This is a genomic window from Umezawaea sp. (genome assembly GCF_057122925.1).
Genome location: NZ_DBNGPQ010000041.1, coordinates 1 through 24,171, shown reverse-complemented (window position 1 = coordinate 24,171; position 24,171 = coordinate 1). Strand labels below are relative to the sequence as shown.

The following is a 24,171-nucleotide window of genomic DNA, read 5'->3' as shown; positions in this document are numbered from 1 at the left end:
GTCTACCGGGGTGAGGGTCAAATCCCCGAGCGAAATCGGCTGCTGCTCCGGGGCGGTGTGCTCGGGTTGGTGGGCAATCGACCCGGTCCTCGCTTCCGGGTGTCTTTGTCAAAGCCTTTGGCGGTGACGGGCTTGGTCACTACGGTGGTTTTACGTCCGTTGCTAGGAGGTAGCTGGTGATCACGTCCACGATCCTGCGTGCGCTGCTGGTCCTTCGGGGTGTTGCTTCTGGGCCGGAGAGCCATCCAGGGTGGGACGGGCGGTCTCGGCGGCTTCCTGCTCGGCGGTTGGCTCAGCGGATTGCCGCTCGGCCTCGGTTCGGTTAAGACGACGAAAGGGCCGCCCCTGGTGGGGCGGCCCTTTCGTCGGTGTTGGTGTGGTGCTACTGGGGGCCCTGTTCTGCCAGGAACTTTTCGAACTCGGCGCCCAGTTCGTCCGCGCTGGGGATTTCCTCTTCTTCCAGGAGCAGGCTCTGGTCTTGCCGTTCGGCGCCCGTGAAGGCGTCGTACTGGCGTTCCAGGGCGGCCACGACCTCCGAGACCTCCTCCGACTCCGAGACCTGGCGCTGGAGTTCCGCGTCGGCCCGGCGGGCGGTTTCGCGCAGCACGTCGGACGGCAGTGCCAAGCCCGTGGTGCGGGTGATCGTGTCCAGCAGCACCAGCGCGGCCGCCGGGTGGGTGGACTGCGCGAGGTAGTGCGGGACGTGGGCGGCGAAGCCGATGGCGTCGTGGCCGTGCTCGCCCAGCCTGACCTCCAGCATCGCGGCCACGTTGCCGGGGACCTCGACGCGGCTGAAGAACGGCTGGTGGCCGGAGACCAGTTCGCGGCGGGTCGCGTGGGCGGTCACGCCCAGCGGGCGGGTGTGCGGCAGGCGCATCGGGATGCCGTGGAAGCCGACGGTCGTGCCGACCTGCCAGCGGTCCACGAGCTGCTGCACGGCGGCGATGAAGGTTTCCCAGCGGAAGTCCGGCTCAGGGCCGCTGAGCACCAGGAAGGGGAAGCCCGCCGCGTCGAAGACGAGGTTGACGACCAGTTCGGGCGCGGGCTGCGGCTCGAAGTGGTCGGTCGCGTAGATCATGCTGGGGCGCCGCGACCGGTAGTCGATGAGCTGGTCGACGTCGAATCGCGCGACCACGCGGTGCTCGTAGCTCGTGAGGATGTGCTCGACGAGGAGCTTGCCCGCGGCACCGGCGTCCATGAAGCCGTCGAAATGGTGCAGCAGGACGGCCCCGGTCAGGTCCGGTACGTCGGAGTCCACCTCGTACAGGTTCTCCGGATCCAGCACCACCACAAACCTCCCAGCGAGTCACGGACGATCCCGCAAGTGCCAACAACCCCTGATCGGCTTACATTCCCCCTATTCTCACACCCGATCTCCGGACGGGTACCCCTATTTACCGGCGACCAGGCTTTTCAGCGCCCGGAGGAGACCAGGATTACGCCGAACGGCCCAGCGGAGCCGCGTCCCCCGCGACCCGCCGGAGCCGTTTCCCGCCCGGTTGGCGTCCGGAGCGGGCCCGGTCGCCGCCCGCCTCACTCGGCGAGCCAGGTCACCTGCCTGATCTTGTTCATCGCGTCCAGCGCCGCCACCTTGTACGACTCGGCGAGCGTCGGGTAGTTGAAGACCGCGTCCACGAGGTAGTCCACGGTGCCGCCGCAGCCCATGACGGCCTGGCCGATGTGGACCAGCTCCGTGGCCTGGGTGCCGAACACGTGCACGCCGAGCAGCGACCGGTCCTCGGAGGACACCAGCAGCTTGAGCATCCCGTAGGAGTCGCCGATGATCTGGCCGCGCGCCAGCTCCCGGTAGCGCGAGATGCCGACCTCGAACGGGATGGACGCGGCGGTCAGCTCGTCCTCGGTGCGGCCGATGTAGCTGATCTCCGGGATCGTGTAGATGCCGATCGGCTGGTGGTCGCTCATGGCCCTGACCGGCTCGCCGCACGCGTGGTAGGCGGCCAGCCTGCCCTGCTCCATCGACGTGGCGGCCAGCGCGGGGAAGCCGATGACGTCGCCGACCGCGTAGATGTGCTCCACGGGGGTGCGGAACTGGTCGTCCACGGAGATCCGGCCGCGGTTGTCGGCGACGATGCCCGCCTTCTCCAGGTCGAGGCCCTCGGTCATGCCCTGCCGCCCGGCCGAGTACATGACCGTCTCGGCGGGGATCTTCTTGCCGCTGGCCAGCACGGCGATGGCGCCGCGCGCGTACCGCTCGACCGACGCCACGGTCTCGCCGAAGCGGAACGTGACCGACAGGTCGCGGAGCTGGTACTTCAGCGCCTCGACGACCTCGAGGTCGCAGAACTCCAGCATCCGGTCGCGCCGCTCCACGACGGTGACCTTGGTGCCCAGCGCGGCGAACATGGAGGCGTACTCGATGCCGATGACCCCGGCGCCGACCACGATCATCGACTGCGGGATGTGCTCCAGGTGCTGGATGCCGTCGGAGTCGATGATCGTCTTGTCGTCGAAGTCCACCGTGTCCGGTCGCGACGGCCGGGTGCCGGTCGCGATGACGATCTTGTCGGCGGTGACCTTGTGGAGCTGCTCGGTGCCGTCGACGACCTCGATGGTGTGCTCGTCGAGGAACTTGCCGAGGCCGGGCAGCAGCGTGACCCGGTTGCGGGAGAGCTGGTTGCGGATGACGTCGATCTCGCGCCCCACCACGTGCTGGGTGCGCGCGGACAGGTCCGCGATCGTGATGTCGTGCTTCACGCGGTAGCTCTGGCCGTACATCTCCCGCTGGTTCAGGCCGGTGAGGTAGAGCACCGCCTCGCGCAGGGTCTTGGACGGGATCGTGCCGGTGTTGATGCACACCCCGCCGATCATGTCGCGGCGCTCGACCACCGCGGCCTTCTTGCCGAGTTTCGCGGCGGCGATGGCCGCCTTCTGCCCACCCGGACCGGACCCGAGCACCAGGACGTCGAAGTCGTACATGGCGGTCAGTGTGCCTCAGCGACCGGCAAAAGTGAGCGGGTCACACCGACTGGTCACCGAACTGGTCCGGGAGCGCGACCCGGAGTTCGTGCCTGCCGGACAGGCCGAGCTTGCGGTACACCCCGGAGAGGTGGAACTCGATCGTGCGACGGGTGAGGAAGAGCTGTTCGGAGATCTGCTTGTTGCTGTAGCCCGAGCGGGCCAGCCAGGCGATCTTCGCCTCCTGGCGGGTCAGGTCGCGGCCCGCGCGGACGATCTGCGCCAGGTCCTCGCGGGCGCGCAGCAGCTCCTGGCGGGCGGCGGACAGCGAGAGCAGGTCGACGGCCTCCCCGAGCACCTCCACGGCCTCGTCGCCGTCACGGGTGGCGGCGACGGCGTGCAGCGCGATCCCGACGGCTCGCGAGGTGCCCCACGAGCGCGCCTCGATCAGCTCCTGCTCGGCGAGCACCTTCGCCAGGTCGTGCCGCCGGTCGCCGACCGCGGCGAGCGCGGCGCGCGACCGCCACGGGATGACGGCGGGGTTGCGGACGCCGCCGTCGAGCAGCCGCCGCCCGCACTCCAGGTAGTCGTCGACACCGGGGCGTCGGCGGCCGGAGCCCACGTGCAGCGCGCCCCTGGCGGCCAGGAGGTACGGCGCCTCGGGTCCTTCCGGGACCTCGCCGTCGAACCCGTGCTCGCGCAGCAGCGCGGTCGCCACGTCGTACTGCTCCAGCCCGACCTCGGCGGTGACGAGTTCGGCGAGCGCGAGGTGCCTGGTGCGCAACGAGAGGGCGCGTTCCTCCAGGACGGACCGGGCGAGGTCGCGGGCGACGAGCGGCTGGCCGTTGGCGTGGGCGATCCGGGCCCGCAGCAGGCCGAGGACCGCGCGCTGGCGGGTCCTCTCCTCGACGCGGAGGCAGAGTTCGAGGGCCGTGCCGGGCTCGTCGGCGTACAGCAGCACCGACACGGCGTGCCACAGGTCGGCGTAGGCGTCGCAGGACGCCGCCTTCTCCACGGCCGGGCCGCGTTCGACACCGCGGCACGCCGCGAGGAAGGCGGACCGCACCGAGCGGAACCCGTTGTCCACTGTGGACCGGGTCAGGGTGTCTGTCATCGGCCACTCCCCGCGCACGTGCTGATGCTCGTTCACGTGGAACCTTCGCAGCCACCCTCTGAGAAAACCGTGAGCGCTTGATCACGCAACGACTTCGGGCAGCGCCAGCTCGATGGTCGTGCCGCCCAGCGGCGAGTCCACGACGCGGGCCGATCCGCGGTGCAGGTCGGCCACCCACCGCACGATGGCGAGCCCGATGCCGGTGCCGGAGCTGCTGCCGGTCACCCACTGGTCGAACACCCGGTCGCGGTCGGCCACGTCGATGCCGGGCCCGCGGTCGGACACCGTGACGGTGCCGCCCGCGACCTTCACCTCGACGCTCACCCGGCCGTCCTCCTGGGCGCCGTGCTTCACCGCGTTGTCGACCAGGTTCCGCAGCGCCTGCGAGAGCAGCACCGGATCGCCCTCGACGACGGTGGGGTGCAGGTCGACGGCGACCGCGCGGCCGTCGTCGATCTGCTCGCCGACGACCTCCTCCACGAGCTGGTCGAGCCGCAGCGGCAGCCACTCCATCGCTCGGGTGCCGTTGCGCACGCGGGCGCGCGCCAGCAGCCCGGTGACCAGGTGCGCCATCCGGTCCACCAGACCCACGACCTGCGCGGCCGACGCGCCCGCCCGGACCGGGTCGTTCGCACCGGCCTCGGCGATCAGCCGCAGCGTCGCCAGCGGTGTGCGCAGCTCGTGCGCGGCCTCGGCGAGGAACCGCTCCTCCTGTTCGAGCGCGCGCACGGCGGGGCGGGTGCCGATGTAGGACAGCATGTGGCCCGCGGCGGCCGCGAGCACGAGCATCGCGAGGCAGCCCCAGAACGTCCACATGACGTACTCGCGGTGCGCGGCGACGCCGGGCGCGGGGTCGCCCGCCACGACGACGACGGCCGCGACCTGGTTCGTGGTGTTCCAGACCGGGGCGGCGGCGAGGCGCAGCCGTTCACCCGTGGGCGAGGAGCCGTCGCCGAGGACGGTGTACTGGAGGTCGCGGACCTGGTCCACGAGGGCCAGCTCGCTGCGCTCCTCGGTCTTGGCGTTGTCGACCTCGCGGGAGTACTTCGAGACCCAGAGGCCGTTCTCGCGGGTCCACACGTGCAGCAGCGACGTGCGGCTGACCAGCGCGTCCACGTCCAGCGGCTCCAGGTGCAGGTTGCCGTCGCCGTCGTAGTAGACGACCCGCGACACGCCCGCCACCTGGCGGTCCAGCTCGATGTCGAGCGCCTGGCTGCGCGAGCGCTCGTCGTTGACCAGCGCGATCGTGGCGAGAGTGCCGATGCAGACGGCGGTGGTGGCGGTGAACAGCACCGTGAGCACCCAGCGCACCCGGCGCAACCGCTTCGCCGTGGTGCTCTGCCACGCCGTGGTCACCCGATCTCGTCAATCACGAAACCGACCCCTCGCGACGTCGCGATCAGCGGCGGGGGCCCCAGCTTGCGGCGGAGTTGGACGACGACCGCGTCCACCACGTTCGACATCGGTTCGGCCATGGCGTCCCAGCAGTGCTCGATGAGGTCGGAGCGCGAGACTACCTGGCCACGACGGGCGCAGAGCAGTTCGAGGACGGCGAACTCCTTGGCGGTGAGGCTCAGCATCACCCCCGCCCGCGTCACCCTCCGCCGCGCCGCGTCGACCTCCAGGTCCGCGATCCGCACGAGCGACGGCCTCGGCTGCTCGGCCCGGCGGCACAGCGCGCCGACCCGTGCCACCAGCTCCGCCATCGCGAACGGTTTGCCCAGGTAGTCGTCGGCGCCGTGGTCGAACCCCGCGACCCGCTCGGCGATGCCGTCCATCGCGGTCAGCATCAGGACCGGCACCCGCGACCGGCGCGCGCGCCAGCGACCGAGCAGGTCCAGCCCGTCACCGTCGGGCAACCCCCGGTCCAGCACCACGCAGTCGTAGGTGTTCGCGGTCAGGCTCTCCTCCGCCGCGGCCAGGTCCATCACCCAGTCCACGGCGAATCCGGCCTGCCGAAGCCCGGACACGACCTCATGGCCCAGCTCAGCGTCGTCTTCGACCGCCAGTACGCGCACAACGCAGAGACTAGTGGGCCGGGGAAAACCTGTGGTGGATCCGTAGAGACGAGTCTTGGCCGCGACGCCGACACTTCGGGTCCGACCGGGCCGCCGCCCCCTGCACCGAACGTCCTGGGGAGCGACCCGATGAGCACGAGGCCACTGGTGATCGGTTCCCCTCCCCGTGCGGACCGGACCTCCGCGACCCCGTTCCGCTCCTCCGAGGTCGAGCACGGGTCCACCCGGCCGTGCGACGTCCCGCTGGACCACCGCGTCCCGTCGCCCCACTGAGACCTCCCCCGCGAGGGGCGAGGAATTCCCCTGCCGCCGGCGTCCGACCGATCATGACCGGTCGGACGCCGGCTCCTCGTCCGCGCTCGCGGGTGGGATGATGGCGGCCGTGCCGGACCCCTACCGCACGTGAACGACGACGAAGCCTTCGCCGAGGCCTACCGGGCCCACTACCGGGCGATCAGCCGGTACGTGGCCCGACGGCTCGACGCACGGGCCCACGAGGTGGACGAGCTGGTGGCGGAGGTCTTCTCCACCGCCTGGCGCCGCCGGGCCGACCTGCCCGAACACCCGCTGCCCTGGCTCTACGGGGTGGCCCGCCACTGCGTGGCCAACGAGGTGCGCGGCCGGGGCCGCCGCCGCAGGCTCCTGCGCAAGCTCGGCGAGACCGAGCTGACGTCCGGGCCGGTCCCGGACGCCGAACCCGCGGGGGCGTGGGTGCGCGACGCCCTGTCGACCCTCTCCCCCGCCGACCAGGAGGTGCTGCGCCTGGTCGCGTGGGAGGGGTTGACGGTGGACGAGGTCGCGGTGGCGGTGGGCTGCGGTCGCAGCGCCGCGGCCATGCGGCTCCAGCGGGCGAGGCAGCGCCTCCGCGAACGCATCGAGGCCATGGACATGACCGTGACGGCACGAGGGGACCGAGAGCGATGATCGACGAGATGGACCTGCTGAGGAGCGCCGACCCGGTCCCGGCGACCGCCACCGACGAGCCGCTGCCGGAGTCGGTCGAGCGGCACATCGCCGCACTGGGGGCCCGACGCCGGTTTCCCCGCCGCGCCCTGCTCGCCGCCGCCGCGGGGATCGCCGCGGTCACGACGGTGGCGCTGGTCGGCTCCGGCACCACCACCCCGCCCGCGACCGCGGCGCCCACCCCCCTGCTCGTCGACCGGTCGGCGCCGGTGATCCCGCTGTCCGAGGTCGCGCGGCGGGCGGGCGAACTGGCGGCGGGCGACCCCGCGGTCGCGGTGCGCCGGACGCACAACAGGGAGTGGGCGGTGGCCGTGGAGGCGGGCCCCGACGCGTCTCCCCCGGTGACCGTGCCGTGGGAGACGAGGACGGACTGGCTGCCCGACGGCAGCGGCTGGCGGGAGATCACCGAGGGCGACGCCCCCGTGCGGCGCAAGGAGTTCGGTCCTGGCGGGTGGGCGGAGGACTCCCCGTTCCCCGAGCAGCCGCCGACCACCGACTTCCGGCCCTACCTCGACGTGCCCGCGGTGGCCGACGTGGCGTCCACGACGGGGATGGTCGACGCGCTGGCGACGTTCCTGCGGACCTGGACCCCCGCCCAGCGCGAGACCGCGGCGGTCGTGGAGATGCTGGCCGCGGCGGGTGACCTGGAGGCGGCCGGGGCGGTGACGGACCGGGTCGGCCGCAAGGGGCAGGCCTACACCCGCGCCGACCCGAGCCGGACCGTCGACGTGATGGTCGTGCTGGACCCGGCGACGGGGCGGGTGCTGGGGATCGAGCAGACGTTCAACCGGGACTTCCCCGAGTTCGAGGTGGAGGCCGGGCAGCTCATGTCCTACCAGGTCTACCTGGACCGCTGACGCGGCGAAGCCCCGCTCGGTGGGGAGCCGAGCGGGGCTTCGCCGCGTCCGGTGAGGGACACGGGCGTCGCGAGCTGGGGGACTCGCGACGCCTAGCGGGTGGTGAAGTCTTCGATCAGCCGGGCCCAGGCGCCCGCGCTCTCCAGCGCGGGGGCGTGGCCGGAGTCGAGGGTGGTCCAGCGGGCGCCGGGGATGCCGTCGGCGAGCGCCTTCGTCAGTTCGGGCGAGATCAGCTGGTCCTGGGTGGTGCCGATGACCAGGGTGGGCACGGCGACGGCGGGCAGGTCGGCGGTGATGTCGGTGCCCAGCACGAGGTCGACCTGCTCCAGCAGACCGGTCGGGGTGGTGAGCGCGACCAGCTCGATGAAGCCCTCCCGCTGGTCGTGGCTCATGCGCGACAGGTAGGCCTTGCCGAGCATCACCGAGGTGACGTAGCGGGCGAGCGCGGTCCGGTCGCCGTCCGCGAGGGCGCGCCAGCGCGTCACCTTGGCCTTGGTGGCCTCGTCGAGCGCGGCGAAGCCGGAGGTCAGGACCAGGCCGGTGACGCGGTCGGGGTGGCGGAGCGCGGCGCGGACGGCGGCGGCGCAGCCCAGCGAGTAGCCGACGACCGTGAACTCCTCGGCGCCCTCGTGCACGGCCGAGGCGACGAGCCGGTCGGCGAGGTCGTCCAGGTCGAGGGGACCCGACGAGCGCGGGGTCGCGCCGGAACCGGGGAGGTCGGCCCCGATGACCTTGAGCGTGCGGGACAGGGGGGCGAGCAGAGGCCCGAAGTTCGCCTGGACCGTGCCCCCCGCACCGTGGACGAGGACCACGGCGGGCCCCGTGCCGCGGACGGTGGTGGCGAGTCGAGCCACGGACGTGTCGACCTGGGTCATCGTTGGGCCCCTTTCATCGTCGAAGTCGGAAGCTATCAGTCGAGGCCGCGCATGATGGTGGGTTCGAGGCTTTCACCTTCGGCGGTCCACCATTCACGTGGAGGAATGCAGAACCTCTCGACGATGTCCTCGTGAGAAGCATTCGCTACGGCCACCTCGGTGGTTGCGTGTTCCATGGCGACTCCTGCTGTGTATCGCGTATACCGTCATACTCGATATGCGCTTCAGGTTCAATCACCGTAACGACTAAATGTGACGTAGAACAACCCCTAACACTCCCCTAAGGCATATCACAGGCGAATGCGGGACTGGGGTGTTCATTGCTCCGTTCAGCCGAGACACTGGAACACGACCGCCGCCGGTCCTCCTACACCTCCTACCTGCGGGAGCACAACCCCTAACACCCCCAGCACAGACCCCCCTAATTCACGTCGAAGTAACCCCTACTCCCGGACGACACTACTAAAAACGGTGTTACGGTACGAGGGGTCCGGACCATCGCGCAGCCACCACCGGTCCTCCGGGAATGGTGGGCGTGATCGCCGACATCGCGGACGGAGGCGATGCAGTGATGCGGTCGCAGAGCACCGGCGACAGCCGAATGCGTTCAGGCGGATTGGCGGACCACGAAGGTCGGCGCGAACACCACGGAACTGACGGGCCGGTTCGGCCGTTCGATGTGGTCGAGCAGCAGGCGGACCATTTCCGCCGCCATGTCCTCCACGGGCTGCCGAACCGTGGTCAACGGCGGATCGCAGACGAGCGCCGACCTGCTGTCGTCGAAACCGACGACGGCGACGTCCTCGGGAACGCGACGGCCCGCCCTGCGCAGCACCGGCAGGGCGCCGTGCGCCATCAGGTCGGACGCGATGAACAGCCCGTCCAGGTCGGCGCGCTCGGCGAGCAGCCGCTCGGCCCCGCGCGCCCCGGACTCGGAGCTGAAGTCGCCCTCGACGAAGGGCACGTCGGCCACGCCGAGGTCGGCCATGGCGGCGCGGAAGCCCTCCAGCCGGTCGATGGCCGCGGGGTTGTCGAGCGGACCGGAGATCGTCGCCACCCGGCGTCGGCCCAGCCCGACGAGGTGCTCCGCCGCGAGGCGGGCGCCCGCGGCCTGGTCCACGTCGACGTGGCTGATGCGGAGCTTGCCCATCGGCCTGCCGGACAGGACCACGGGCAGCCGCAGGTTCGCGAGCAGCGAGGGCAGCGGGTCGCCCCGGTGCGTGTGGATCAGTATCGCGCCGTCGAGCCTGCCCTGGCGCAGGTCGGCGACCAGGTGCTCGTGGGTGGACGTCCCGGCCAGCGTGACGACGAGGTGCACGCCGAGCGGCTGGACGACGCCCATGACGCCCTCCACGACCCTGCCGAAGAACGGGTCGCCGAAGATGCGGACCTCGTCGGGCAGCACCAGCGCCACCGAGCCCGCCCTGCGGGTGACCAGCGATCGAGCCGCCAGGTTGGGCCGGTAGCCGGTCGCGTCGATCGCCTGCTGCACCGCCTCGCGGATCGAGCTGTCCACCGTGGGCACGCGGTTGACCACGCGCGAAACGGTCGCGCGCGAAACCCCCGCCACCCTGGCGACTTCTTCGAGCGTCACGGCTCTTGTCGGTGGAGCAACGAGTTCGCTCGGCATGAACACATTTATACCTTGCCCGCGCGGAGCGACCGCGGGATTTCCACCAGATGGGCCGGCGGGTAGTCCTCAAACGGGTCGTCACCAGCAGCACAGCCGCTCGACCGCTTATCCGTGTGTTCTCTCGGTAAACACCGTGCAAAACCCGTCGACTTGGGCATGAAATAGCCCACCACAGTAGGAGGACGACCTTGTTCGCGAAGTGGGGTTCACTTGCGTACCACCGCCGCTGGGTGGTGATGATCGCCACCTTGGTGCTGACCGTGATGGGCGGAATGTGGGGTCTCGGGGTTTTCGACCGGCTCAGTGAGGGTGGTTTCGGCGACCCCACGAGCGAGGCCGCCAGGGCCACGAAGCTCGTCGAGGACACGTTCGGCCGCCAGGGCGGTGACGTCGTCGTCATGTACACGGCGCCGAACGGCAGCACCATCGACACGCCCGTGGTGAAGTCGAGGATCGAGACCGCGCTGGCGGGGCTGCCCACGGACGCGGTCAAGACCGTCGCGTCCTACTACAACCTCCCCCAGCCCAACCCGTTCGGCACGGCGGACAAGTCGAAGGCGCTGGTGGCGATCACGCTCCAGGCGTTCGACTCGAACACCCAGCTCAAGGACTTCGCCCGGATCTCCGACCAGCTGACGCTCGACGGGCTCGAAACGCAGTTCGCGGGCCAGATCCCGATCCAGAAGACGATCAGCGAGATGTCCGGCGCCGACCTGGTCCGCGCCGAGACCGTGTCGATGCCGATCGTGCTCATCCTGCTGGTGATCATCTTCGGCGGCGTCGTCGCCGCCTCGCTGCCCGTGCTCGTCGGCGGCCTGGCGATCATGGGCTCGCTGGCGCTGCTGCACGCGATCTCGCTGGCCACCGACGTGAACTCGTTCGCCATCAACGTCGCCAGCCTCCTCGGCCTCGGCATGGCGATCGACTACGGGTTGTTCATCGTCGGCCGGTTCCGGGAGGAACTGGCCGCCGGACGGACACCGGAGCAGGCCGTGCAGCGCACCGTCGGCTCCGCGGGCCGCACCGTCGTGTTCTCCGCGACGCTGCTCGTGATCGCGCTCGCCGGTCTGCTGCTGTTCCCGCAGAGCTTCCTCAAGTCGCTGGGCTACGGCGGCATGTCCGCGGTGGCCGTGGCCGCGCTCGTCTCGCTGACGCTGCTGCCCGCCCTGCTCGGCATCCTCGGGCACCGCGTCGACAAGCTGGCGATGCCGTGGCGCAAGCGCATGGCGAAGAGCGAGCACGGCGGCGGCTGGGCGACGCTCGGCCGGAAGGTGATGAAGAGGCCGCTGCTGTTCGCGGTCCCGATCGTGGCCGCGCTGCTGGCGCTCGGCACCCCGTTCCTCGACGTGAAGTTCGGCGAGGCCACCGAGAAGGTGCTGCCGCTCGGCAACGAGTCCCGCGTCGCCGTGGAGACGATGAACAAGGACTTCCCCGAGATCGCGAAGACCGGCCTCGACATCGTCGTGAAGGGCAACACCAGCCAGGAGGCCGTCGCCAGGTTCGCCGAGCGCGTGGGCGAGGTGCCCGGCATCGGCACGGCGGCGCTGGCGCTGGACCCCAAGGACAACGTGTGGCTGCTGTCGGCCAGCCTGGACGGTGACGCGCTGAGCGACGAGTCCAAGCAGGCCATGAAGGACGTGCGCGAGGTGACGCCCCCGCTGGGCGCCACCGAGGTGCTGGTCGGCGGTTCCACCGCGGTCAACGTGGACAGCCTCGCCGCGATCGGCAGCAAGCTCCCGTGGATGGCGCTGCTGTTCATCATGGCGACGTTCATCCTGATGTTCCTGGCGTTCGGCTCGGTGCTGCTGCCCGTCAAGGCGATCGTGATGAGCGCGCTGAGCCTCTCGGCCACGTTCGGCGTCCTGACGTGGATCTTCTACGACGGGCACCTGGCGTCGCTGCTCGGCGTCACACCGTCCCCGTTGGACTCGGGCATCGTCGTGCTGATGGTCGCGATGATCCTGGGCCTGTCGACGGACTACGAGGTGTTCCTGCTGTCCCGCATGGTCGAGGCGAAGAACCGGGGGGCGTCCAACGAGGAGGCCATCGCCACGGGTCTGGCCAAGACCGGTCGCGTCATCACCGCGGCGGCGATCCTGCTCATCCTGGTCACCGGCGCCTTCGCCTTCTCCCAGGTGGCCATGATGCGCTTCGTCGGCGTGGGCATGATCCTCGCCCTGGTGCTCGACGCCACGATCGTCCGGATGATCCTGGTGCCCGCGGTGCTCAAGCTCATGGGCGACGCGGCCTGGTGGGCACCCGGCCCGCTCAGGAAGATCCAGGAGAAGCTCGCCATCCACGAGGGCGGCGACGTGGACGACGACGACCCCGAGCCCCCCACCAACCAGCTGCCCGTGCAGCAGCCCGTGGGAGCCGGTAGGCACCTGAAGTAGGCGGTACCGCTCCACCGGGGGGAGGCTCCCGACCCGCACCGGGTCGGGGGCCTCCCCTTTCCCGTGCGCCCCGGAAACCGGGAAAACCCGTGCGCCCCGGAAACCGGGAAAACGAAGTGGGACGCGAACCGGTGCCAGAACGAGAACGGAGCACGGACGGCGGGAGAGCGCAAAGGCCGTCACACCCCTCACCCGTTTTTCCTTTTCACCCCGGCGGAAGGCGTCCCCCCGTCCTCGATTGACCGGGAGCCGCTCACGCGCATCACCGCCGGGCCTTTTCCCGTGGGCTCGCCGGCGTGGTGATCGCGTTCCGGGTCAGCGGCGCACGGCGAACCTCAGGTGCGGGACCCGGTCACCCCGGATGACGACATCCGGGTCCGCCAGCGCCATCCGGGCGTCGATTCCGCCGAAGTAGCGCTCGCCCGACCCGAACACCACCGGCACCACGTCCATCGCCACCTCGTCCACGAGGCCCGCGGCGAGGACCTGACCGCCCACGTCGCCCGCGTTCACCGCCACGGACCGCTCCCCGCCAGTTCCCGGGCCCTCTCGACCGCCGCCACCACGCCGTGCACGATCACCGTGCCCACGGGCTCTCCTCGTGCCCCTCGTGCCCTCTCCCCGCGATCCTGTCGCCCCCGACGCGGTCCGTCGTGGAAAATGACCAGGCCGGGATCGGCGGGAAGGAGGGCTCGGCGGGGAACCGCCTGGTCCACAGGCCCGTGAACCACCCGTCGACGAACACCGAGGGCGGCGCGGACGGGTCGGAGTCCCGGAGGCGGACCGGGTCGCCCTGGTTGACGAACGGGTGGGCCGACGGCATCGGCGGGACGGTCACCAGGCGGTGCCGCGGCACCCCGCTCAGGCAGTGGACGTCGTCGACGAACCGGTCGAGCGGCGGAGCGGGCACCCGGCCGACGTGGTCCGCGGCCCCGGTGCCCGTCCCGCGGGCCCGGAACGCCCCGCACGCGCCACGACGCCGGTACCCCGCTTCCGGGGTACCGGCGTCGTGGTCGAAGTCCTACGGCAGGGCCAGGGACTCCAGGTGGGGTACGACGGTGTCGACGCTCGGCAGTGCCAGCATCTCGCGGTGGGCTCGGCGCACCTCCTGGGTGATGGCCGGGTCGTCGAGGACGGTCCGGCAGGTGTCGTGGACGGACTGAGCGGTGGTCTCCGGGACCACTCGCCCCAGGTTCATCTTCTGGAGCAGGTCGGCGTGGAACGGCTGGTCGCCGAACTGCGGCATCACGGCCATGGGCGTGCCGCCGAACATGGACTCGCGGATGCTGTTGTAGCCGCCGTGGGTCAGGAACAGGTCGGCGCACTGGAGCAGCAGCGGCTGGGCCATGCGCTCCACGACGAGGACGTTGTCGCCGACCTCGACGCCCTCCATGGACAGCCCGCCCGTGGCGAGCACGGCGTAGCAGTCGAGCGACGACAGCCCACCCGCGATGGCCTGGAGGAGCACCTTCGACGGGTCCTCGTCCTGCGGGGGCCCGAACTGGAAGAACTCGCGCAGCTGGAGCAGCACGGTGCCCATGGCCGCGGCGACGAGGGGCTTGTCGGTCGGCAGGTCGGTGATCTCCCGGCTGAGCACCTCGTCCCTCGACACGATCGGCGACTGGCGGTAGCGGATCGCGTAGGGGACGTCGAACGCGGCGAACCCGTACCGCTCCGGCACGGAGTCGAAGCGCCCGTACCGGTACAGCGCGGCGGGGTCGTGCGCGGCGGGGATGCCGATCTCCGCGCGCCGCTCGTTCAGCAGGTCGACCAGGCGGACCGGGTCGACCATGTCACCGGCGCCGGACGGCCCGCAGATGTAGCGCAGCCCGAGCTGCTCGGCGACGAGCGTCGCGGCGATCTCGGCCGAGTCGCGCACGACCAGGTTCGGCTTGAAGTCCAGCGCCAGCGCCATGATCGCGTGGTAGGTGGGCGTGATGTGCGGGCCGCCCGCCATCACGAGCATCTCGTCGAACGCCGTCAGCTCCGGTGGCGGCGCCACCGGCTGACCGGTCTCCGCGGCCTCCCGGATGCGCTTCTCGGTCCCCTCCTTCACCACCGCCATGATCGAGTCGTGCATCTCGGGCAGCACGGCCGCCACGCGCACGCGCTCGATCTCGTAGATGTGCGCCAGCGACGGCGGCAGGGCCACGAGGACGTCGTGCCCCGCGTCCGCTATGGCGCGGATCAGCGGGAGCATGTCCCGCGCGTGCCCCTGCGATCCGGTGATGCTGCTCAAAACTCTCACGGCTGTCGCCTTTCGTCGTCGAAGTCGACGGTCACCGCATCGGGAACTTGACCTGACCGGAGACGATCGGGTTCACGTAGTTGCTGCTGGAGATCTGCATGCGGCGCATGGCCAGGCCGGTCAGGACTTCCAGCACGGCGCGCCGGGCGTTCAACGCGGTGGAGTAGCCGGGGTCGATGTGCGGGGCGACCTCGACCACGTCCATGCCCACGACGTTCGTCTCGTGGGCGAGTCGGCGCAGGGCCGGGAACAGCTCGCGGGTGGTGAGACCGCCGGGTTCGGGGGTGCCGGTGCCGGGCGCGTAGGCGGGGTCGAGCACGTCGATGTCGAGCGAGAGGTAGACGTTCGGCACGTGCGCCACGTCGGCGATGAGCTTGTCGATGACGGCGTTGATGCCGATGCGCTCGACCTCGGCCATGAAGTGCGACTTCATGCCCTGCCTGCGCATCCAGTTGAACTGCTCGTCGTCCGGTGCCGACGGGCTGCGGAGCCCCATCTGGATGATGTTGGAACCGGGGAACTTCTCGTCCTCGATGAGCCGGTAGATGGGCGTGGTGTGGCTGACCTTGTTGCCGTGGACCTCGGCGTGGCAGTCCGGGTGCGCGTCGAAGTGGACCACGGCGACGCTGCCGGGCCCGTGCACCTCGTTGAGCGCGCCCGCGCTGGGCCACAGCAGCGTGTGGTCGCCGCCCAGGACGATCGGGACCGCGCCGGTCTCGGCGATCTCCTTGACCATCTCCCGGATCGGGGGCATCGACCGCTCGTTGCTGAAGGTGTCCACCGGGGCGTCGCCGTAGTCGACGACCTTGAGCAGCTGGAACGGACGGACCCTGGTGGCGGAGTGGACGAAGTCCTCGTAGTTGTTGAAGAGGTAGCGCTCCTCGGTGCGGATGGCCCTGGGGCCGAACGCGGCGCCGCGGTGACCGACGGACTGGTCGAGCGGCACGCCCATGACGGCCACGTCCACGTTGCCCGCGCGCAGGTCCGCCTGGTCGAGGCAGATCGGGACGTTCATGAACGTCCCGATGCCCGTGTAGGCGGGTTGGGCGTAGTTGCGGCGCAGGTCGATGGGACCCGGCTCACGTGGGGGGTTGATCGCCGAGCGGAACCGGTGCGGCCATTCCTGGTCGATCATGAGTACTCCTCGCCTTTCTTACTTCTCCGGACGCAGCGCGGTTTTGGGGGTCACGGCCGTCACTCGGAAGTTCTTGGTCGTGCAGTCCAGCCGGTGGAAGAGGTTGTCGGCACCGGTGAACCACAGGTCGGTGACGCCCCCGCGGCGCAGCGCGGAGACCACGTCCGGCCAGTTGATGGGCCGGTCGAACGTGTCGAGCAGCATGGTGCGCATGGCGTCCGCGTCGGTGACCGTCGTGCCGTTCTGGTCGGCGATCACCGGGATCCGCGGGGCGGCGACGTCGTAGCGGCTGAAGACCTCGTCCTCCGCCTTGCGGCGCAGGGCGGAGAACGCCCTGGCGTGCACGGGCGGGCGCATCGAGTACATCGAGTACCCGCCCGCGTCCCGGATGCGGGACTTGAAGAAGTCCAGCGAGGATTCCCTCACCGAGACGAAGTAGAAGTCGTGGTCCAGGTAGCCGGAGATCTCGTACCACTCACCGCGGGCCTCCATCTCCGCGAGGATCTCCTTCGTCCGCTCCTCGGAGGTGCGGACGAACGACTGCGTGATGACGTCGGAGTACTCCGCGGCGAAGAAGTCCTCCTCGCACCGCGCCAGCTCCGCCGTCATCCGCACCACGTCGCCGAACGGCATCGAGTCGACGAACGCGGTCGCCGCCTTCTGCCCGAAGCTCGGCCCCACGCACAGGTCCGGGTCGAGCCCCATCGCGTCCACAGCCCGGTCGGCCAGGGCCACCGAGTTGATCAGGAACGCGATCTGCGTCGCCTCGGAGTACTCGTGGTCGGTGGCGCGGAAGCGGTGCAGCACCGAGTAGCCCAACGCCTCGTCGGCGGCGGCGAGCCGCCGACGGGCGTAGCGGTCCAGAACCATGTACCTGCCGACGTCGGCGAAGTTGCACGGTCCCATACCGGGGAACACGATCGCGGTGAGCCCCTGTTCTGCTTCGCCGTCGCGCGGGGCGCTCTGCGTGTCCTCCATGTCGATCGGTTCCCCGTTCTTCCTCAGACGCTCGCGCCGTCGGGGACCTCGGCCAGCGCCAACTGCTCCAGGTGCAGGCGGTCGGGCTTCCCGTTGCGGTTGAGGGGGAAGTTCTCCAGCACGTGCACCCGGTTCGGCCGCTCGTAGACCGGCAGCAGCTCGCCGAGCAGCTCGCGCCAGAAGTGCGGTTCGCGGTCCAGCGCGTCCTCGACGAAGAACACCAGCTGGCACCCGCGGCGCTCGTCCGGCACGGACACGACCTTCGCGGAACAGCCCTTCTCCGCGATCTTGCGCTCGATGATCTCCGGGTAGAGCGTGTAGCCCATCCGCGTCACGGCGAACTTCCGCCCGAACACCGACAGGTTGCCGTCCGCGTCGAGCTTCCCGAAGTCACCGGTCTGGAACCACTGGTGCGTGTGCGGCACCAGCGTGCCGTCCTCGGCCAGGTAGCCCTCCATCACGTCGGGCGTGTTGACCAGCACCTCACCGATCTGGTCCACGGGCACCTCGTGCCCCTCGTCGTCGACGACCTTGATCTCCAGCCCGTCCATGGCCCTGCCGCAGGCGACGGGGTTGTCCGGCGTGGCGAAGGAGACGTTGCCCATCTCGGTGCTGCCGTAGCTGTCCAGCAGCGGCAGGCCGAACCTGTCGACGTAGGCCTTGGTCAACGACGGGTCGAGCGGCGCGGCGCCGCTGCAGAACATCCGCACGGTGTCGACGTTCAGCCCGGCCTCGGGCCGCTTCTGCACGATGTTGAGGAGGCTGCGGTAGGTGGAGGGGGTCGCGTCCACGACGGTGACACCGGTCTGCCCGGCCATGACCAGCGCGCGGTCGATGCGCCGGTAGGGCGCCACGACGAGCGAGCAGCGCTCCTGCCACGCGATGAGCACCATGGAAAGCCCGTACTGGTGGGAGAACGGCAGCAGCGGCATCAGCACGTCACCCTCGCGGTGACCCACCTGAGCCGCGTTGCGCCGCAGGTTCTCCAGGAACTTGCCACCGGACTTCACGATGCCCTTGGGCGTCCCGGTCGAACCGGAGGACCACATGATCAGCCCGTCGGGCCGCTCGCACCAGTCGCTGAAGTCCAGCCGGTCGCCCAGCGGAACCCGGTTGGCGGCGGCCACCAGCAGCTCGTAGATGAACACCCGGCTCTCGTCCGGGTCCAACGGCGCGTCCTCGTCGACCAGGCACATCTTCACACCGGCCTGGTCGGCGATCCGCCGGGTCTGATCAGCGCGCTCCTGGCTGTCGACCATGACGATCGACGCGCCGACGTGCATCAGGGCGAGGAGTGTCACGACCCAACCAGCCGAGTTGCCCGCTTTCAACATCACCCGACAGCCCTGACCGATCCCGTTCTCACCCAGCACGTCGGCCACGCGCAGGGCGTTCTGCTCGAACTCGGGGTACGTCTGCACCGAGTCGGTCGAGAAGAGTTTCGCGGTCATCTGCGGCACTCCTCCTTCCTCTTGCTCACAAGGCCGCGGACGAGCGCACAAAGGGGCGCACTGCTCGCAGCAAGAAGTAATTCGTGAAGGCACTGCCCTGGAAAGAGGCTTCTCACTGAAGTCCAACTGGGACAAGAGTATTATTACAACGTTGCGAGAGGAAACCCCTGACCAGTCCCCTAGGCCCCCCTACCCCAACGAGCACCGACCAGTGCGCCGACAACAGCGGCCCATCAAGACAAACACAACATGACCAGCACGAACACAACAACCACGTCCACCGTGGACCCAACACGAACCAAGGCCCAACGCGTCTCAAAACCAAGGCCCGAGAGACAGGACCAGGACCAGTCAGGACCACCGACCGAGGTGGGCCGGGCACCTTTCCCTGAACCAGGCCGATTTTACTCGGGGGATTTGCCCCTTGAAATTTGTCGGGCAAGGACTTCCCACCTGCCCCTTCAAGCCCGACAAAGGGGCAAATCGAGGGGCCCCGAGTCACATCGGCCACCCCGCTGGGACCAGCGGATACCCGGTGCGACGGGACTCGCAGCCACCCGATCCGACGGACTCGCAGTCACCCGATCCAACGGGGCCAGCAGCTAGCCGATCCGACGGGACCCGGAGCCACCCGACCCGAAGGGACCGGAGCCACCCGATCCAACGGGACCAGCAGCCACCCCGCCCCACCGAAACCAGCGGCCACCCAGGCCCCGCACCTCACCCCAGAGCACCCAGGGCAGCCAGCCGCTCCCCGATCAACCCGGTCACCTCGTCCTGGTGCTCACTGAGGTAGAAGTGCCCGCCGGGGTAAACCTGCAGGTCGAAGGCACCAGAAGTGTGCTCCCCCCAGGCACGGGCCTCCTCTATCGTCGCCTTGGGGTCGCTGTCCCCCACCAACACGGTGATGGGGCAGGAGACCACGGCCCCGTCCTCGCACCGGTAGGTCTCCACAGCCTTGTAGTCAGCCCGGATGACCGGGATGACCAGGCGCAACAGGTCCTCGTTCCCCAGCAGCCGCGAATCCGTACCGCTCAACAGCTGCAACTCGGCCACGATCCCGTCGTCATCGCGGAGGTGGACCTGGTCGTTGCGGTACCGGGAAGGCGCCCTCCGCCCGGAGGCGAACAGCGCGACCGGCGGTGTCCCGCACCGCTCCAGCCCTCGGGCCACCTCGAACGCCAGCGTGGCTCCCATGCTGTGCCCCAGCAGCGCCAGGGGCTTGTCCTCGGTCCACGGCTGCAACGCCAGGACGATGCGGGCGGCCAACTCCTCCACCGATTCGATGCAGGGTTCCGCGCGGCGGTCCTGCCGTCCGGGGTACTGCACCGCCAGAACTTCCACTCCTGGCCTCAACGATTCGGAGACCGGGTAGTAGAAACTCGCCGATCCTCCCGCGTGCGGGAGGCACACCAACCGGACGGGACTGTCCGGGTTGGGGTGGAACCTGCGGATCCACTGGGCGGTGTCGACAACTACTCGTGCCATGGCGGTTGGTTGTTCCTCTCACGACATCACGACAATCACCAGGGGCGCACAACCTCCAGGCGCATCCGGAAAGACGTTTCGGATTGGTTACTCCACAATGGTGCGGGACGCCGTCGGCGTCCCGCACCCCCTGTTCACCCCTGTTCGGGTGAGTTCCGCACCAGCCACCCGTGCACGGCGGCGGCCGTGGTGGCCGCGTGCTCCCGCATCATCGAGAAGTGCGTGCCGGGCGCGTCCAGGACGGAGTGGTCGTAGTCCCAAGTGGACCGCCACTCCCCCGCCGGGTCCATCCCCGGCAGCGGTTCCGTGGCGCGCACGAGGAGCGTAGGGGTGGTGATCGGGGTCGGCTGCCAGCCCGCGTAGATCCGGCAGTACGCGCCCATCGCGGTGAGCCGCTGGTCGTCCACCAGCGTGGCGTCCTCGTCACCCGTGCCACCCACGACCTCGGGGTGCACGCGGGACAGGGCTTCGCGGTCGTGGCGGAAGATGTCCATCAGCACCAGGGCCGCGGCGGGCCGACCGATGCTCTCCAGGTGCTGTGCGACACCGTGGGCGAGCGTGCCGCCCGAGGAGTGGCCCACCAGCACGAACGGCTTGCCCTCAGCCTGCTCCAGCACGGCCTGCGCCTGGGCGCGGACGACGGCGTCGACGGACGCGGGCACCAGCTCGCCCTTGAGGAAGCCGGGCGTGGAGACCACGGACACGTCGCGCTGGTCGCGCAGCGAGGCCGCGAACCGCGAGTACACCTGGGGTCCGGAGTTGGCCAGGATCGGCGGGAAGCAGATCAGGCCCGGACCGGTCTCGCCCTTGGCCAGCCGTGCGGTGTGCAGCGGCTCGGGGAGGTCTTCCGGGCCGGTGAACGACGGCCGGAACTCCGAGACCGCCATCAGCAGCCCCATGAAGTCCTCGCCGCGGCCGGAGGCGTTGGCCTGCTTGGACATCAGGCCGAGCGTTCCGGCCGGTGCGGCGGCGGCCGTCTCCGGCACGTCGATCGCGCCCGCCAGGTGCTCGGCCACCAGCGCCGGGGTCGGGTGGTCGAACAGCAGCGTCGGCGGCAGCCTGAGCCCGGTGACCGCGTTGAGCACGTTGCGCAGCTCCACCGAGGTCAACGAGTCGAAGCCCAGCTCCACGAACTGCTGCGTGGGCTCGACCTTCTTCGAACCGTAGCCCAGGACGGCGGCGGTGTGCGTCAGCACCGCGTCCAGGAGCGTCCGCGTCCTGTCCTCGGCGGACTGTCCACGAAGGTCAAGCTGGACGTTGGCCGACGCCGCGCGGCGGGTCGTCGTCCGGACGAGTCCGCGCAGCAGCGCCGGGAGCGCGGGGCCGGCACCGCGCAGGCCCGCCGTGTCGAGCTTCATCGGCACGGCGACCGCGTGGTCACCGCGGAACGCCCGGTCGAACAGCGCCAGGCCCTCGGCGACACCCAGGGCGGCGACACCGGAGCGGCGCAGGCGGTCCTGGTCGGCGGTCATGCCGCCCAGGTCGTCCCACAGGCCCCAGGCGAGCGACAGACCGGCCAGTCCACGGGCCCTCCGCTGCCGCACCAGGGCGTCCAGGTAGGCGTTGGCCGCCGCGTAGTTGCCCTGGCCGGGCGTGCCGAACGTGCCCGCGGCCGACGAGAACACCACGAACGCGTCCAGGTCGCCCGCCAGCTCGTGCAGGGTCGCGACCGCGTCCACCTTGGGGCGCAGGACGTTGTCGACCTGCTCGGCGGTCATCTTCCCGATCGTCGAGTCGTCCAGCACACCGGCCGTGTGCACGATCGCCTTCACGTCGTGCGCGGCCAGCAGCGCGGCCACGGCGTCGCGGTCGGCGACGTCGCAGGCCGCGAAGTCCACCGCGGCACCGAGTTCGGCCAGCTCCGCCGCCAGTTCGAGAGCACCGGGGGCGTTCGAGCCGCGCCTGCTGGCCAGCAGCAGGTCGCGCACGCCGTGCTCGACCACGAGGTGCCGGGCGAACAGCGACCCGAGCCCACCGGACGCACCGGTGATCAACACCTTGCCGGTGCTGAAAGCACCGCCTCCATCCACATCGGACACGGTCCGGGTCAACCGGGGCGCGAACACCTCGCCGCCGCGGACCGCGATCTCCGGCTCGTCGGCCACCGCGACGACCGGTGCCCCGTCCTCCAGGTCCACCAGCACGAACCGACCGGGGTGCTCGGCCTGCGCCGAGCGGACCAGGCCGCGCACGGCGGCTCCGGCCAGGTCGGTCACGTCGTCACCGGGCCGGACCGCGACCGCGCCGCGGGTCACGAACGCCACCACGGCGTCGGACTCGGCGTGCTCGCGCACCGTCGCCAGCGCGGCGTGCACGGCCTCCGACACCCCACCGGACACCTCGACCACCACGACGTCACCGGTGGTGGCGGCCGTCGTGACCGGCACCCACTCGACGTGGAACAGGGAGTCGGTGGCCTTCGGGGCCACGGCGACCGGCCGCAGCACCAGCGAGTCGACGGAGGCGACCGGGGCACCGGTGGTGTCGGCGACCAGCAGCGACACCGCGTCGGTGCCCGCGCCGGTCATCCGGACCCGCAGCTCCCCCGCGCCGACCGCGTGCAGCCGGACACCGGCGAACGAGAAGGGCAGCCGCGTACCCCCGCCCTCGGCGAGGAAGTCGCCGAACCGGATCGCGTGCAACGCGGCGTCGAGCAGCGCCGGGTGGATCCCGAACGCGGTGGTGTCGGCGTCGAGCGACACCTCGGCGAACACCTCGGAACCACTGCGCCACGCCGACTTGAGCCCCTGGAACACCGGCCCGTACTCCAGGCCCAGCGCGGCGAAGTCCTCGTACAGGTCCTCCACGGCGACGGACTCGGCGTCGGCCGGAGGCCACGCGGCCAGGTCGCCCGTGACGGCGTCGGTGGACTTGCCCAGCGCCCCGGTGGCGTGCCGGGTCCACGGGCCGTCGACGTCGGCGCGGGAGAACACCGTCAGCGTGCGCCGCCCGGCCTCCTCCTCGCCGACCATGACCCGCAGCGCCACGCCGCCGTGCTCGGGGAGCACCAGCGGGGCTTCGAGCGTCAGCTCTTCCAGCAGGTCGCAGTCGGCCTGCGCGCCTGCCTGGAGCGCCATCTCCACGAACGCCGTGCCGGGCAGCAGGACCGTGCCGGAGACGGCGTGGTCCGCGAGCCACGGGTGGGTGCCCAGCGCGATCCGGCCGCTGAACACCAGGGCGTCGGACTCGGGCAGCGACACCTCGGCGCCGAGCAGCGGGTGGTTGCCCGCACCGAGGCCGAGACCGACGGCGGTGCCGTCGTCGGCGCCCGCGGGCGACTCCAGCCAGTAGCGCTCGCGCTGGAACGCGTAGGTGGGCAGGTCCACCGTCCTGGCCCCGGCGAAGAACGCGGTCCAGTCGACCGCCACGCCTCGCGCGTGCAGCGCGGCGACGGCGGTGACCAGCGACCGGACCTCGTCGCGGTCCTTGCGCAGCGACGCGACCAGCGCGGCCTCGACGACGCTGTCCTGACCCGTCGCGGTCAGCACGCCGTCCGGGCCCAGCTCCAGGAACGTCCGCACGCCCCGCGCTTCCAGGGACTTCACGGCGTCGGAGAACCGGACGGCGTCGCGGACGTGGCGGACCCAGTGCTCCGGGTCGGTCACCTCGCCCAGCAGGCCGATCTCCGGGTCGTGGAACGTCAACCCCGAGACGACGGACCGGAACTCCTCCAGCATCGGGTCCATCAGCGGCGAGTGGAACGCGTGCGACACGGCCAGCCGCTTGGACTTGCGGTCCGCGAAGCGACCCGCGACCGCCAGAGCGGCGTCGTCATCACCGGCGATGACGATCGAGGTCGGCCCGTTGACCGCCGCGATCGACACCCGCTCGGTCAGGTGAGGGAGAACCTCGTCCTCGGTGGCCTGCAACGCGATCATCGCGCCCCCGGCCGGGAGGGCCTGCATCAGCTTCGCGCGGGCGTTGACCAGCGTGGCCGCGTCCTCCAGCGACAGCACGCCTGCCACGTGGGCGGCGGCGATCTCACCGATGGAGTGGCCCGCGAGGTGGTCGGGGCGGATGCCCCACGACTCCACCAGCCGGTACAGCGCCACTTCCAGCGCGAAGATCGCGGGCTGGGTGAACTCGGTGCGGTCCAGCTCCT

Annotated in this window: 19 protein-coding genes and 1 pseudogene; 4 read left to right on the top strand and 16 right to left on the bottom strand. The window is 70.5% G+C overall.

The features are described 5' to 3' along the window. Positions 1-382: 382 nt before the first annotated feature. The 5 genes from AC156L_RS06965 to AC156L_RS06945 all read right to left on the bottom strand — a co-directional run bounded on the left by AC156L_RS06965 (position 383) and on the right by AC156L_RS06945 (position 6,048). The gene (locus AC156L_RS06965) at positions 383-1,288 is read right to left on the bottom strand and encodes a proteasome assembly chaperone family protein (RefSeq protein WP_330882813.1); all 906 of its coding nucleotides are present in this window, start codon (positions 1,286-1,288) and stop codon (positions 383-385) included. Positions 1,289-1,533: 245 nt separating this feature from the next. Then, complete coding sequence (gene sthA, locus AC156L_RS06960; protein WP_330882811.1) at positions 1,534-2,937, bottom strand: Si-specific NAD(P)(+) transhydrogenase; 1,404 nt, start codon at positions 2,935-2,937, stop codon at positions 1,534-1,536. 40 nt (positions 2,938-2,977) lie between these two features. Beyond that, positions 2,978-4,030, bottom strand: a complete 1,053-nt coding sequence (locus AC156L_RS06955) for a response regulator transcription factor (protein WP_330882809.1) — start codon at positions 4,028-4,030, stop codon at positions 2,978-2,980. A gap of 81 nt (positions 4,031-4,111) precedes the next feature. Continuing rightward, positions 4,112-5,386: a sensor histidine kinase gene (locus AC156L_RS06950; protein WP_330882807.1), complete on the bottom strand. Its 1,275-nt coding sequence runs from the start codon at positions 5,384-5,386 to the stop codon at positions 4,112-4,114. Beyond that, positions 5,383-6,048: a response regulator transcription factor gene (locus AC156L_RS06945; protein ID WP_330882805.1), complete on the bottom strand. Its 666-nt coding sequence runs from the start codon at positions 6,046-6,048 to the stop codon at positions 5,383-5,385. Before AC156L_RS06945 ends, AC156L_RS06950 begins: the two co-directional genes overlap by 4 nt. Positions 6,049-6,177: 129 nt before the next feature. On the opposite strand from AC156L_RS06945, the gene AC156L_RS06940 reads away from it, so the two are divergent. The 3 genes from AC156L_RS06940 to AC156L_RS06930 all read left to right on the top strand — a co-directional run bounded on the left by AC156L_RS06940 (position 6,178) and on the right by AC156L_RS06930 (position 7,868). Beyond that, complete coding sequence (locus tag AC156L_RS06940; protein ID WP_330882803.1) at positions 6,178-6,321, top strand: hypothetical protein; 144 nt, start codon at positions 6,178-6,180, stop codon at positions 6,319-6,321. Between the two features lie 129 nt (positions 6,322-6,450). After that, positions 6,451-6,972, top strand: a complete 522-nt coding sequence (locus AC156L_RS06935; protein WP_484406694.1) for an RNA polymerase sigma factor — start codon at positions 6,451-6,453, stop codon at positions 6,970-6,972. Then, on the top strand, positions 6,969-7,868 hold the full coding sequence (locus AC156L_RS06930; RefSeq protein WP_484406693.1) for a hypothetical protein: 900 nt from the start codon (positions 6,969-6,971) through the stop codon (positions 7,866-7,868). The genes AC156L_RS06935 and AC156L_RS06930 overlap by 4 nt, the downstream gene beginning before the upstream one ends. A gap of 92 nt (positions 7,869-7,960) precedes the next feature. Here the strand turns inward: AC156L_RS06930 and AC156L_RS06925 are convergent, their stop codons facing one another. The 3 genes from AC156L_RS06925 to AC156L_RS06915 form a co-directional block, all read right to left on the bottom strand. Then, positions 7,961-8,743 (bottom strand): alpha/beta fold hydrolase, encoded by a 783-nt coding sequence (locus AC156L_RS06925; RefSeq protein WP_330880710.1) that lies wholly within the window; start codon positions 8,741-8,743, stop codon positions 7,961-7,963. Positions 8,744-8,778: 35 nt separating this feature from the next. After that, positions 8,779-8,919 carry a hypothetical protein gene (locus AC156L_RS06920; protein WP_330880712.1) on the bottom strand — a complete coding sequence of 47 codons (141 nt, stop codon included), beginning with the start codon at positions 8,917-8,919 and terminating at the stop codon, positions 8,779-8,781. A 431-nt stretch (positions 8,920-9,350) separates the two neighbouring features. Then, positions 9,351-10,373 (bottom strand): LacI family DNA-binding transcriptional regulator, encoded by a 1,023-nt coding sequence (locus tag AC156L_RS06915; protein ID WP_330880714.1) that lies wholly within the window; start codon positions 10,371-10,373, stop codon positions 9,351-9,353. A 239-nt stretch (positions 10,374-10,612) separates the two neighbouring features. On the opposite strand from AC156L_RS06915, the gene AC156L_RS06910 reads away from it, so the two are divergent. Next, the gene (locus AC156L_RS06910; protein ID WP_330880716.1) at positions 10,613-12,769 is read left to right on the top strand and encodes an MMPL family transporter; all 2,157 of its coding nucleotides are present in this window, start codon (positions 10,613-10,615) and stop codon (positions 12,767-12,769) included. 315 nt (positions 12,770-13,084) lie between these two features. On the opposite strand, the pseudogene AC156L_RS06905 reads toward AC156L_RS06910, so the two are convergent. The 8 genes and pseudogenes from AC156L_RS06905 to AC156L_RS06870 form a co-directional block, all read right to left on the bottom strand. Next, positions 13,085-13,344 (bottom strand): annotated as a pseudogene (locus AC156L_RS06905) (dihydrofolate reductase family protein); the annotation flags it as partial. 2 nt (positions 13,345-13,346) lie between these two features. Beyond that, positions 13,347-13,679, bottom strand: a complete 333-nt coding sequence (locus AC156L_RS06900; RefSeq protein WP_330880719.1) for a hypothetical protein — start codon at positions 13,677-13,679, stop codon at positions 13,347-13,349. A gap of 111 nt (positions 13,680-13,790) precedes the next feature. Continuing rightward, a complete protein-coding gene (locus tag AC156L_RS06895) occupies positions 13,791-15,017 on the bottom strand; it encodes a glycosyltransferase (RefSeq protein WP_330880721.1) in 1,227 nt (408 codons plus the stop codon). A gap of 31 nt (positions 15,018-15,048) precedes the next feature. Then, on the bottom strand, positions 15,049-16,152 hold the full coding sequence (gene speB / locus AC156L_RS06890; RefSeq protein WP_330880723.1) for an agmatinase: 1,104 nt from the start codon (positions 16,150-16,152) through the stop codon (positions 15,049-15,051). Between the two features lie 18 nt (positions 16,153-16,170). Continuing rightward, a complete protein-coding gene (locus tag AC156L_RS06885) occupies positions 16,171-17,130 on the bottom strand; it encodes an ACP S-malonyltransferase (RefSeq protein WP_330880725.1) in 960 nt (319 codons plus the stop codon). Positions 17,131-17,153: 23 nt separating this feature from the next. Further along, a complete protein-coding gene (locus tag AC156L_RS06880) occupies positions 17,154-18,581 on the bottom strand; it encodes a class I adenylate-forming enzyme family protein (RefSeq protein WP_330880727.1) in 1,428 nt (475 codons plus the stop codon). A gap of 720 nt (positions 18,582-19,301) precedes the next feature. After that, entirely contained in the window at positions 19,302-20,069 is a 768-nt protein-coding gene (locus AC156L_RS06875; protein ID WP_330880729.1) for a thioesterase II family protein, read from the bottom strand. Positions 20,070-20,203: 134 nt separating this feature from the next. Next, positions 20,204-24,171 (bottom strand): SDR family NAD(P)-dependent oxidoreductase (locus AC156L_RS06870; RefSeq protein WP_484406691.1); only part of this gene is annotated, 3,968 nt, incomplete at its 5' end.